We start from the raw sequence: 12,314 nt of genomic DNA, 5'->3' as shown, positions 1-12,314 counted from the left end.
GGCGCGGTACTGTAGGGCGTTGAAACGCATGACCCCGAGCCCAGGTCCTTGAGCAGGTACACCCCCCTCACGCTTCCCGCGTTGCTGGCGACGCCGCCGGCCGACGCGATCCCGCAGGCGTTGCGCGATGCGATGCTGCAGGTCGAAGGCGATCCGTTCGCGGAAGCGCCGGATTCGCCCGCCGTGCTCGCCGATACGCTCGGTTCGCTGGGCAAGCTCGGCGCCGACGGCGAACTGACCGCCGCTGCGATGCTGCGTTCGTTGCCGGCGCTGGCCACGGCGTTGCAAACGCGCGTCGACAAGGAATACCCGCAGATCGCCGCGCTGCTCGAAGGCCAGCGCGCCGCCGCGCAGGTGTGGACGCTGCACGCCGAATCGACGGGCCACGGGCATGGCAACAGCGAAGGCCTGCGCCGCCTGCTGCTCGCGATCGTGCGCGATCTGCGCGTCGTGCTCGTGCTGCTTTCGCGCCACCTCGCGCGCCTGCGCCTGGCCGGCGACCAGCCGGTGGAAAAGCAACGTGCGCTCGCGCAGCTCACGCGCGACATCCACGCGCCGCTCGCCAATCGCCTCGGCATCTGGCAGCTGAAGTGGGAACTCGAGGACCTCGCGTTCCGCTACCTCGAACCGCAGACCTACAAGCAGATCGCGCGCCTGCTCGACGAAAAGCGCGGCGGTCGCGAGCGCTTCATCGAAGACGTGAAGGAGTCGCTGCGCGATGCGCTGAAAGCGCAGGGCATCGCGGGCGAAGTCGCCGGCCGCCCGAAGCACATCTACAGCATCTGGCGGAAGATGCAGAAGAAGAACGCGCCCATCGGCGAGTTGTACGACCTGCGCGCGGTGCGCGTGCTGGTCGACGACATCCCCGCGTGCTACGCCGTGCTCGGCGTCGTGCATGCGTTGTGGCTGCCGATCCCGGAAGAGTTCGACGATTACATCGCGCGTCCGAAGCGCAACGACTACCGGTCGCTGCACACCGCGGTGATCGGGCCGGAAGGCAAGACGCTCGAAGTGCAGATCCGCACGCACGAGATGCACGCGCAGGCCGAACTCGGCGTCGCCGCGCACTGGAAATACAAGGAAGGCCGCGGCCACGGCAAGGCCAGCGACGCGGCGATGGAAAAACGCATCGCGTGGATGCGCCAACTGCTCGAAGCCCCGGCCGGCGACGAAGCGAGCCTGATGCGCGAGCTCGGCAGCGAACTCGCCGAGGATCGCATCTACGTACTCACGCCACGCGGCGAAGTCGTCGATCTGCCGCAGGGCGCGACGCCGCTCGATTTCGCCTACCACGTGCATACCGAAGTCGGACATCGCTGCCGCGGCGCGAAGGTCGATGGTCGCATCGTGCCGCTCGACCACGTGCTGCGCAGCGGCGATCGCGTCGAGATCATGACCGGCAAGGTCGCCGAACCGCGGCGCGACTGGCTCGTGCAGTCCAACGGCTTCCTCGCGAGCGCACGCTCGCGCGAGAAGGTGCGCAGCTGGTTCCACAAGCTCGATCGCGCGCGCAACCTGCAGGCCGGCCGCGAACTGCTCGATCGCGAACTCAAGCGCCTCGGCCTGGCAAAGGCCGACCTCGCGCCGGTGCTCGCGAAGTTCAACGTGTCGAACGACGACGATCTCGTCGTGCTCGTCGCGCTCGGCGACGTCGGCCCGCACCAGGTCGGGCGTGCATTGCTCGAACACGAACGCGCGCTGGCGGAGCCGGAACCGGCGACCACCGCGGTCGTCGCGCGCGGCAAGTCGAAGAAGGGCCGCTCGGAGTTCACCATCGAAGGCGTCGGCAACCTGCTCGCGCAACCCGCGAAGTGCTGCCAGCCGTTGCCGGGCGAGCCGATCGTCGGTTACCTCACGCGCGGCAAGGGCGTGTCGGTGCATCGCGTCGGTTGCCCGACGTTCGCGCGCCTGTCCGCCGCGCAACCGCAGCGCGCGCTCCCGGTGGAGTGGGGCGGCACCGGCGGCGGGCACGATGTCGATGTCGCACTGCTCGCGCTCGATCGCAAATGGCTGCTCAAGGACGTGACCAACCTGATCGCGCAGGAGAACGCGCACGTCGCCGCGATCAACAGCGATCCCGAACGCGGCACCGGGCGCGTGCGCCTGCAACTGCGCCTGCGCGTGGCCGACTTCGGGCAACTGTCGTCGCTGCTCGGCAAGCTCGCTGCGATCCCCGGCGTCGACGACGCACGCCGCGCGACCTGACATGCCCCGCGTCCGCGTCCGCGACCCGATCCGCCTCCGCTTCGTCGACTGGGTGCGCCGTTGGCCGCCGGCGATGCGGCGGCATGTCGAATGGGTGGTGGTCGGTGTGTTCGGCGTCGTGCTGCTCGCGATCGCGTTCCGCCAGCAGATGTCCGATCGCGTGTATCCCGAGCCCCGCACGCAGCAGATGCTCGACAGCGCGGCGGCCGCGCTCGCGCGCAATCACCTCAGCGCGCGCGACGGCAGCGGTGCGCGCGAGTTGTACGCGGCGGCGATGGCGCTGGATCCCGATCGCCAGGACGCGCGCCTGGGCCTGCAGCGCGTCGGCACGGCGGCGCTCGCGCAGGCCGCGCTCGCGACCGAGAAACGCCGCTTCGCCGAAGCGCACGCCAACCTGCAACTCGCGCGCGAACTCTCGGTGCCGACCGCCGACGCCGATCGCATCACCGAACGCCTGCGCCAACTCGAAAGCCAGGTCGTCGGCGTCGACACGATGCTGCAGGACGCGCAGGTCGCGCGCAGCGAAGGCCGCCTCGACGGCGACGCGACGGCCGCGTTGCCGCTGTACAAGCGCGTGCTCGCCTTGCAGCCGACCAACAACGCCGCGCTCGAAGGGCGCGAGGACGCGCTCTCAGATCTGCTGCAGCAGGCGCAGCAGCATCTCGGCAAGCGCGAATACAACGAAGCCGCGGCGATCGTCGCGCGCGTGCGCGAATACGATCCGGGCCACGTCGGCTTGCCGGATGCGGAAGGCGCGCTCACGCAGGCGCGCGATTCGGAGCGTTCACGCGCCTCGCGCGGATTGAAGAGCCAGCGCCTGGATGAAGTGTCGGAGGCGTATCGCACGCTGCTTGCCATCGATCCGACCGACGAGCAGGCGCGCGAAGGGCTGGATCGCCTCGTCGCCGAGTGGGCGCAACGCAGCAAGCGCCAGGCGTCCGACTTCGATTTCGATCGTGCCGAAGCAAGCCTCGAACAGGCCCGCACGCTCGATCCCACGTCGCCCGCGATCGCCGACGCCGAACGCCATCTCGCGCAATCGCGCGCGCGTCGCGAGCGATTGCCGATGGCGCAGACGAGCGCGGGTCGTTCGTCCGAAGTGCATCGCCTGCTCGCGCAAGCGCGCGAAGCGCAGGCGCGAGGCGACCTGCTCACGCCGCCCGGCGACAGCGCCTACGATCATCTGCGGCGCGCGCGTGCGATCGCGCCGGACGATCCGGTGGTGCGCAGCGCGCAGGCCACGCTCCTCCCGGCGGCGCGCACCTGCTACGACGACGCGTTGCGCGCGAATCGCCTCGTGCGTGCGGAAGCGTGCCTGGACGCGCGCGACCAGCTCGGCGACAGTCGCGCGAGCGTGTTGCAGGCGCGCAATCGGCTGGCGATGCGGTGGATCGCGGTGGGCGAGGAGCGTCTGCGTGCGGGCGAGATCGCCACGGCGCAGCGGGCGTTGAATACGGCGCGGTCGCTGGATCCATCGGCCGACGGCCTGGACGCGTTCGCCGAGCGGATCCGCATGGCGAGCGGAGGCTCGGCGCAGCGGTGAGCAAGAACAGGGGCAAGAACAGGGGTCAGAGCACTATTTCGTTGAGCGAAATAGTGCTCTGACCCCTGTTCTTGCCCCTGTTTTGCCTCTCACGCGCCGAGCAGGATGCGACGCACCACGTCGCGCGCGGCGTCGACGGAGAAGTGCTTCTCCACGCTGACCAGCGCCGCATCGCGCAAGCGCGTCCACAACGCCTCGTCCGAATACAGGCGCACGATCGCATCGGCGAACGCGGCGGGTTCGTCGCCGACCAGCACGTCCTCGCCATCGCGCAGGTGCATGCCTTCCACCGCGCACGACGTCGCGACCACCGGTTGCCCGTGCGCCATGCTCAGGTTCACCTTGCCCTTCACGCCCGCGCCGTAGCGCAGCGGTGCGAGCGCGATGCGCGCGCCCTGCATGTACGGTTCGATGTCGGGCACGTGCCCGTGCACGACGACGCCGTCGATCGCACCGAGCGCGAGGATCGATTCGGGCACGTGCCCGCCGATGCAGTGGAAGCGCACCACCGGCAAGCGCGCGCGCACGAGCGGGAACACGTCGCGAACGAACCACGACACCGCATCCACGTTCGGCGGATGGCGGAAGCCGCCGACGAACACGAGGTCTTCGCGATGCGCGAACGACTGCCCTGGCCCCGCGACGCGATGCAGGTTCGACAGGATCTCCACGCGCGCGCCGGGCGCATCCTGCGCGAGCAGCGCGCGTTCGACGTCGCTGACCACCAGCGTGGCGTCGCTGCGCGCGATGCAGTCGAGCTCGAGCGCGCGCGTGCGGTCGGCGCTGCGGCGCAGGGCCGCATCGCCCGCGACGTCGGCGCCGCGGCGTTCTCGCAGGTAATGCAGGTCGATGGTGTCGAACACCACGCGCGCCTGCGGTGCGTATTTGCGCGCGAGCGGCAACATTTCGGAGGCCACGTAGTGGCGGCACAGCACGATCGTGTCGAAGCGCGGGCCGTGTTCGCGGAACCACGCCGGCATGTTCCCCGCGAACGGCGCGTACCAGGTTTCCACGCCGAGTTGCTGCAACGCTTCCGTGTACGCGCCGTCGTGCCGCGCGTTGGCGGGCAGGAAGACGACGTGCGCACCTTCCTCGCGCAGCAGGCGCATGAGATTGATCATGCGCAGCGAACCGGAATCGCGGTCCGGTGTCGGCGTTTCCGCGTCGACGATCAACACCTGCTTGCCGAAATGGTGTCGACTCAATTCGGCCTGCGCGACGTCATGGCCAGGATGCGCCACGAGCGTGTGCTGCCAATGTTTGAGCAGCACTTCGCGATTGCGCACCTGCGCGGCCTTCGGCCCTTCGCGCACGTCGGTGCCCGCGGTGCCGCCCTCGAAATGCAGCACGTCGGCGGCCGGCTGCACGTACACCGACTTGCCCGCCGCGCGCACGCGGAAGCCGAGGTCGGTGTCCTCGTAATACGCCGGCGCGTAATCCTGGTGGAAGCCGCCATGGGCGCGAAAATCCGCGGTCGGCAGCGCGATCGCGGCGCCGGAGCAATAGTCGACGCGACGCACGTACGCATACAGCGGATGCGCGGGCGAAGCGAAGCGGCCGATGTTGTCCGAATGCCCGTCGTTGCGCACGACGCCGCCGGCTTCCTGCAATCGGCCGTCGGGCAGCACCAGGCGCGCGCCGGCGAGGCCCGCGTCCGGGTGTTCGTCGAAGGTGCGCAACAGCGCGTCGAGCCAGCCCGGCTGCGGGATCGTGTCGTTGTTGAGGAACACGATGTATTCGCCGCGCGCGAGCGACGCGCCGTCGTTGCACGCGGCGATGAAGCCGCCGTTCGTGGCGCGCCGGTGGTAACGCAGGCCGTCGATGCGGGGCAGGTGTTCGCCGGTGTCGTCCGGCGAGCCGTCGTCGACCACGATCACTTCCGCGCCATTGGCCGGCGGATGCGCGGCGAGCGCGCGCAGGCAGGCGAGGGTGAGCGGGAACTTGCCGTAGACCGGGATGACGATGCTGGCCCGCGGTGCGGCGTCGCCGGCACGCAGCGTGCCGGGCAGCGCGAACGGGGCGAAGGGCGTGGCCGCGGGGTTGAACAGCGCATCGGCGCGCACGCCGGGGCCCGGGGCGAACCGCGCCTTCGCGCGCGCCATCGTCGCCGACCACCCGCGGGTCCGCAGGCTCGACAACGCACGGTGGGCGAGGCCGAGCACGCGCTGGAAGTAGAAGCGCGCATCGGCCGGGGTCATCGCCATGCCAGCAGAACTCCGGCTGAAGAAACAGGGTGGGGGTCGGGGGGCGCGACCTGCGCCGGGACGCCCCTGCGCTAGACTCGCGGCTCCATTGTCGCATCGCTCCCAGAGTCAATGCCCAAAGCCCCGCGGATCGAATACGACGAAGACGACGACGGCCACGACGGACGCGGCAGCCCCTCCCCGGGGTGGCGACGTCGCCTGCTGACCTGGGGCCTGGCCGCGATCGGCCTCGGGCTCGGGTTCCTGATCCCGTACACGCTGTACCTCAACCACCAGGTCGGGCAGCGCTTCGACCAGTTGCGCTGGCAGTTGCCGACGCGCGTGTACGCGCGCCCGCTGGTGCTGCGCCCGGGCGTGGCGATGGATTCGCAGACGCTGAAGACCGAACTCGAAGCCGCGGGGTATCGCGACGACGGCGCGGGCGTGCGGCCCGGTTCGTACTCGCGCAACGGCGGTCGCTGGCTGATCGCGAGCCGCGGGTTCAACGACGTCGACGGTCCCGTCGCGCCGCGCCGCATCGAAGTGCAGCTTTCCGGCTCGCGCGTGGCGAGCTTGCGCGACGCCGCGCGCAAGCAATCGGTCAAGCAGGCGCGCCTGGATCCCGCGCGCATCGCCACGCTCTACGGCCAGCAGCAGGAAGAGCGCCGCATCGTGCGCATCGAGGAAGTCCCCGAACTCCTCGTCACCGGCCTGCAGGCGGTGGAAGACCGCGACTTCAACAGCCACCACGGCATCGACCTGTCGGGCATGGCGCGTGCGGCGTGGGTGAACCTGCGCTCGGGCGAAGCGCGCCAGGGCGCGAGCACGCTCACGCAGCAGCTCGCGCGCAGCGGCCTGCTCGGCATCGGCAAGGAACAGACGTTCACCCGCAAGTTCAACGAGATCCTCTACGCGCTGATCATCGAAGCGCGCTACGACAAGAAGACGATCCTCGAGGCCTATTTCAACCAGGTGTACCTCGGCCAGTCGGGCTCGCAGGCGATCCATGGCGTGGCCGCGGCGTCGGAGTTCTGGTTCGGCCGCGACCTGCGCGATCTCAGCACCGAGCAGATCGCGTTGCTGATCGGCATGGTGCGCGGCCCGTCGTGGTACGACCCGCGCCGCAATCCCGAGCGCGCGACCGATCGCCGCAACTTCGCGCTGGCGAAGATGCACGAGACGGGCCTGATCAACGACGACGAACTCAAGCGCGCCACCGAAGCGCCGCTCGGCGTGACGAAGACGCCGATCAACATCGCGAATCGTTTCCCCGCGTACGTCGACCTCGTGCGTCGCCAGCTCGCGCGCGATTTCCCGGCCAACGCGCTGCAGGGCGCGGGCCTCACGGTACTCAGCGCGATGACGCCGTCGGCGCAGGCATACGCCGAGGGCGCGGTCACGCGCACGCTGAAGTCGCTCGATCACAAGACGCGCCCGGCGCTGCAGGCGGGCCTGGTGGTCACCGACGTCAACAACGGCGACGTGGTCGCGGTGGTCGGCAGCCGCAGCATCCAGGAGCAGGGCTTCAATCGCGCGGTCGAAGCGCAGCGTCCGGTCGGCTCGCTGCTCAAGCCGTTCGTGTACCTGCTCGCGCTCGCGCAGCCGGGCAAGTTCTCCCTCGCCAGTTACGTCGACGACTCGCCGGTCGCGGTGACGCTCGGTCGCGGCAAGCGCTGGACGCCGGGCAACTCCGACGGGCGCAGCCACGGCACGGTCCGCATGGTCGATGCGCTCGCCATGTCCTACAACCAGGCGACGGTGCGCATCGGCATGCAGGTCGATCCGCGTCGCCTCGCCACGCTGATCAAGACGCTCGCGGGCATCGAGGCCGAACCGCATCCGGCGTTGATCCTCGGTGCGGTCGACCAGAGCCCGTACGCGATGGCGCAGCTGTACCAATTCCTCGCGTCGGGTGGCGAAATCCAGCCGCTGCATGCGGTGCGCGGCGTGCTCGACCAGAACGGCAAGGCCGTCAATCGTTACGACGTCGCGCCCGCGCCCGCGCAGGAAGGCGACGCGATCGCCGCGCGACTGATCGGCACGGCGCTGCAGCACGCGGTGACCAACGGCACCGCGCGTCCGTTGCTCAGCGACGGCCTCGGCCGCCTGCAGGCCGCGGGCAAGACCGGCACGTCGAACGACAGCCGCGACAGTTGGTTCGCCGGTTACACGGGCGACCACCTCGCGGTCGTGTGGGTCGGCAACGACCAGAACCAGCCGACCGGGTTGTACGGTGCGACCGGCGCGATGCGCGTGTGGTCGGGGATCTTCTCGCGCCTGCCGAGCAAACCGCTGGAAATCGGCGAAAAGGGCCTCGACTGGCAGTGGATCGTCGGCAGCCACGCGACCAGCGCCGATTGCCCGGGCGCGCGCCGATTCGCGTTCGTCGCCGGCTTCCAGCCGCCGTTCGAACCGTGCACGGTGCAGCAGCCCGAGGAACAGGAAAGCGGATGGCGCGACTGGTTCGGCTTCGGGCGCGACGAACAACCGCAGCAGCAACCGCAACAGCCGCCGCAGCCCGCGCCGGAACCGCAGGAACAGCAATGACCCTTCGTTTCGTCCGCGTCGCGACGCATGCGTGCGTCGCCGTGGTGTTCGCCTCGACCCTCGCCGCGTGCGCGACGACCGCGCCGCCGTCGCCCGACAGCATCGAACGCGCGTACGACCCGGTCGCGCTCGTCGCGCAGGTTCGCGCCGCCGCGGGCAACGATGACGGCAAGGACGAACTCGCGATCCAGCCGCTGCGCGATCCGATGGTCGCGGGCCTGCGTGAAAACGCGGCCCAGGCCGAGCGTGAAGGCCGTTACGCCGACGCCGCGACCGCGCTCGACCAGGCGCTCGCCGAAACCGGCGACGACCCCGCCGTGCTGCAGGAACGCGCCGAGGCCGCATTGCTGAATCGCGATCTCGACGGCGCGGCCTCGTTCGCCCGTCGCGCGCACGATGTCGGCGCGCAGGTCGGTCCGTTGTGCCGCCGCCACTGGGCGACCCTCCGCGCCGTGGGCGAAGCCCGCGGCGATGGCGTCGCCGCCGCCGATGCGCAGCGCCAACTCGACGCGTGCAAGGTGACCGCGCCGCCGCGATACTGAGCGCGATGTCGATCCTGTCCGCCGCCGCGCGCGACGCGCTCGCCGAAGGCGGCGCGCTCGCCGACGCGATTCCCGCCTTCGTCCCGCGCGTTGCGCAGCAGCGCCTGGCCGAAGCGGTCGCCGATGCGTTCGATGCGCGCGGCACGCTGCTCGCCGAAGCGGGCACCGGCACCGGCAAGACCTTCGCCTATCTCGTGCCCGCGTTGCTGTCGGGCCAGAAGACGATCATTTCGACCGGCACCCGCGCGCTGCAGGACCAGCTCTACCTGCGCGATCTCCCGCGCGTGCGCGACGCACTCGGCACGCCGGTGAAGACCGCGCTGCTCAAGGGCCGCGCGAACTACCTGTGCAAGCATCGCCTCGAACGCGCGAAGGGCGAACCGCGCTTCGCCAACCGCGAGCAGATCGCGCAGTTCCAGCGCATCGTTGCGTGGAGCGGCCGCACGCGCCTCGGCGACATGGCCGAACTCGACGCGCTGCCCGAAGACTCGCCGCTGCTGCCGATGGTCACCAGCACCGCCGAGAACTGCCTCGGCAGCGAATGCCCGTTCTGGTCGGAATGCTTCGTGGTGCAGGCGCGCTCGCGCGCGCAGTCCGCCGACATCGTCGTGGTTAACCATCACCTGCTGCTCGCCGATCTTGCGCTGAAGCAGGAAGGCTTCGGCGAAATCCTGCCGGGCGCGCAGGCCTTCGTCGTCGACGAAGCGCACCAGCTGCCCGACCTCGCCGCGCAATTCTTCGGCGAAGGCGTCGGCGCGCGGCCGCTCGTCGAGCTGGCGCGCGATGCGATCGCCGAATGCAAGGACGTCAGCGCGTCGATCGCCACCGTGCAGGGGCCGGCGCAGCATCTCGAACACATCACGCGCGTGTTGCGTGCGGCGATGGAAGTGCTGCCGACGCGCGGCACGCGCGGGCGCGCGCTGCACGAACCGACGGTGCGCGATGCGTTCGCGCAGTTGGCCGATGCGATGCAGTTGTTCGGCGATGCGCTCGCGGGGTTGCGCGAGGCGTCGCCGGGGTTCGATGCGTGCCATGCGCGCGCGGTGGATTTCCAGGCGCGGTTGCGGCGGTGGTTGGAGACGCCGGAGAAACGCGACTTCGATGATGCGGACGACGTCTTTCCAGCAGAGGCTGGAATCCAGGGCGACGACGACGCGCATCCCAGCCGTCGCGGGCATGACGCGCGCGACGCGCGCGACGAGCACAGCGACGTCTGCTGGTTCGAGTTGTCCCCGCGCGGCTTCCGCCTCCAACGCACGCCCCTCGACGTCTCCGGCCCCCTGCGCGAACACCGCGAGCGCTCGCACGCCGCGTGGGTCTTCACGTCCGCCACGCTCTCCGTCGCCGGCGGCTTCGATCACCTGCGCACGCGCCTGGGCCTGGAAGATCCCGAAACGCTGATCGAACCGAGCCCCTTCGACTGGAACACGCAGGCGTTGTGCTACCTGCCGCCGCGCATGCCCGAACCGATGTCGCGCGACTACGGCCGCGCGGTCGTCGATGCGCTGACGCCCGTGCTCGAAGCGTCGAAGGGGCGCGCGTTCGTGTTGTTCGCCTCGCATCGCGCGTTGCGCGAAGCCGCCGAGGCGCTGCGAAGCGCACCGTGGCCGTTGTTCGTGCAAGGGGAGGCGCCGCGCCACGTGTTGCTGCAACGCTTCCGCGAATCCGGCAACGGCGTGCTGCTCGGCGCCGCGAGTTTCCGCGAAGGCGTCGACGTCGCGGGCGATGCGCTGAGCGTCGTCGTGATCGACAAGCTGCCGTTCGCCGCGCCCGACGATCCCGTGTTCGAGGCGCGCCTGGATGCGATCCGACGCAGCGGCGGAAATCCTTTCCGCGACGAGCAACTGCCGCAGGCGGTGATCGCGCTGAAGCAGGGCGTCGGCAGGCTCATCCGCAGCGAGACCGACCGCGGCGTGCTCGTGCTGTGCGATCCGCGCCTGATCGGCAAGAGTTACGGCCGCGTGTTCTTCGATTCGCTGCCGCCGTTCGCGCGCACGCGCGAGGTGGCCGACGTCGAGGCGTTCTTTGCGGCAGAATCGCGTCCAGTCGACACGGCTCCAATAGACTCGGCTTCCAGCGACACCCCCATCGAGGAGACCCGCCATGGCTGATCGTCCCCGCGTGCACGGCATCGGCGGCGTGTTCTTCAAGGCCGAGGATCCCGACGCGCTCGCGAAGTGGTACGCCGATCATCTCGACGTCGGGGGCGAGGGCTGGGGCGGCCACATCTTCAACTGGCGCCGCGCCGACACCGGCACGGAGGCGATGACCGTGTGGTCGCCGTTCAAGGCGACGACCGAGTATTTCGCGCCCAGCGAGAAGGCGTACATGGTCAACCTGCGCGTCGACGACCTCGACGGCACGCTCGCCGCGTTGCGCAGCGAAGGCTGCAACGTGCTCGATCGCTACGAGGCGAACGAGCAGGGCAAGTTCGGTTACGTGCTCGATCCCGAAGGCGGCCTGGTCGAATTGTGGGAACCGCCGGCGGCGGAACAGGCCGGCGCGTGAAGCTGCTCGCGTTCGAGACCGCGACCGAAGCGTGTTCGGTCGCCGTGTGGGTCGACGGCGAAGTGATCGAGCGCTTCGATCTCGCGCCGCGCCGCCACGCCGAACTCGCGCTGCCATGGGCCGACGAGGTCCTCCACGAAGCCGGCGTGCGCCGCACCGAACTCGACGCGATCGCGGTCGGCCGCGGTCCGGGCGCGTTCACCGGTGTGCGCCTTGCGATCGCGATCGCGCAGGGCATCGCGCTCGCGCTCGATCGTCCCATCGTGCCCGTGTCGACGCTCGCCGCGCTCGCGTTGCAGGCGCGCGCACCGCGCGTGCTCGCCGCGATCGATGCGCGGATGGGCGAGGTGTACGCGGCGGCCTATCGTTGCGATGGCGACAACGCGATCGCGCTCGACGACGAACGTGTCGTCGCGCCGACGGCGGTCGTGTTGCCCGACGATGCGAACGCATGGAGCGGCGTCGGCACGGGCTTCGATGCGGTCGAAGGTGCGTTGCGCACGACGCTCGATGGGCGTTTCGCGCGCATCGATGCGAGTGCGTTGCCGCATGCGGCGGACGTTGCGCGGCTCGCGGCGCAGGCGTTCAAGCGTGGCGAGGGCGTGGCGCCGGAACGCATCGAGCCTGCCTACCTGCGCGACAACGTGGCGCTGACGCTGGCGGAACAAGTGGCGGCGCGCCGAAAGAAGTAATCGCGTCACGCGTCTTGCACGAAGCACGGGGGGCAGCTTGCGCGCCTGGCGAGACAGCTGACGCGACAAATCTTCAAGCCACGTGGATACCTCG

Annotated in this window: 8 protein-coding genes; 7 read left to right on the top strand and 1 reads right to left on the bottom strand. The window is 70.1% G+C overall.

Features of this window, described 5'->3' with window-relative positions:
* The first annotated feature begins 132 nt into the window (after positions 1–132).
* Both LK996_RS04850 and LK996_RS04845 read left to right on the top strand, forming a co-directional pair.
* Entirely contained in the window at positions 133–2,205 is a 2,073-nt protein-coding gene (locus LK996_RS04850) for a RelA/SpoT family protein (protein WP_425493733.1), read from the top strand.
* A 1-nt stretch (position 2,206) separates the two neighbouring features.
* Entirely contained in the window at positions 2,207–3,748 is a 1,542-nt protein-coding gene (locus tag LK996_RS04845; RefSeq protein ID WP_230526005.1) for a tetratricopeptide repeat protein, read from the top strand.
* Positions 3,749–3,837: 89 nt separating this feature from the next.
* On the opposite strand, the gene LK996_RS04840 is transcribed toward LK996_RS04845, so the two are convergent.
* Positions 3,838–5,952 (bottom strand): glycosyltransferase, encoded by a 2,115-nt coding sequence (locus LK996_RS04840; RefSeq protein ID WP_230526004.1) that lies wholly within the window; start codon positions 5,950–5,952, stop codon positions 3,838–3,840.
* 111 nt (positions 5,953–6,063) lie between these two features.
* Here LK996_RS04840 and mrcB point away from each other — a divergent pair, with 111 nt between their 5' ends.
* Genes mrcB through tsaB form a run of 5 tightly spaced genes read left to right on the top strand, consistent with a single transcriptional unit; the run spans position 6,064 to position 12,220 of the window.
* Positions 6,064–8,478 (top strand): penicillin-binding protein 1B, encoded by a 2,415-nt coding sequence (gene mrcB, locus LK996_RS04835; RefSeq protein WP_230526003.1) that lies wholly within the window; start codon positions 6,064–6,066, stop codon positions 8,476–8,478.
* Entirely contained in the window at positions 8,475–9,020 is a 546-nt protein-coding gene (locus LK996_RS04830) for a hypothetical protein (RefSeq protein ID WP_230526002.1), read from the top strand. The genes mrcB and LK996_RS04830 overlap by 4 nt, the downstream gene beginning before the upstream one ends.
* 5 nt (positions 9,021–9,025) lie before the next feature.
* A complete protein-coding gene (gene yoaA / locus LK996_RS04825; protein ID WP_230526001.1) occupies positions 9,026–11,131 on the top strand; it encodes a DNA repair helicase YoaA in 2,106 nt (701 codons plus the stop codon).
* Positions 11,124–11,528 (top strand): VOC family protein, encoded by a 405-nt coding sequence (locus LK996_RS04820; RefSeq protein WP_230526000.1) that lies wholly within the window; start codon positions 11,124–11,126, stop codon positions 11,526–11,528. The genes yoaA and LK996_RS04820 overlap by 8 nt, the downstream gene beginning before the upstream one ends.
* Positions 11,525–12,220, top strand: a complete 696-nt coding sequence (tsaB, locus tag LK996_RS04815) for a tRNA (adenosine(37)-N6)-threonylcarbamoyltransferase complex dimerization subunit type 1 TsaB (RefSeq protein WP_230525999.1) — start codon at positions 11,525–11,527, stop codon at positions 12,218–12,220. The genes LK996_RS04820 and tsaB overlap by 4 nt, the downstream gene beginning before the upstream one ends.
* Positions 12,221–12,314: the final 94 nt, after the last annotated feature.

Origin of the sequence: Noviluteimonas lactosilytica (genome assembly GCF_020866925.1) — a bacterium.
Taxonomy (GTDB): Bacteria; Pseudomonadota; Gammaproteobacteria; order Xanthomonadales; family Xanthomonadaceae; genus Noviluteimonas; species Noviluteimonas lactosilytica.
The sequence above is the reverse complement of the archived record's forward strand: the minus strand, read 5'-3'. Positions and strand labels throughout refer to the sequence as shown.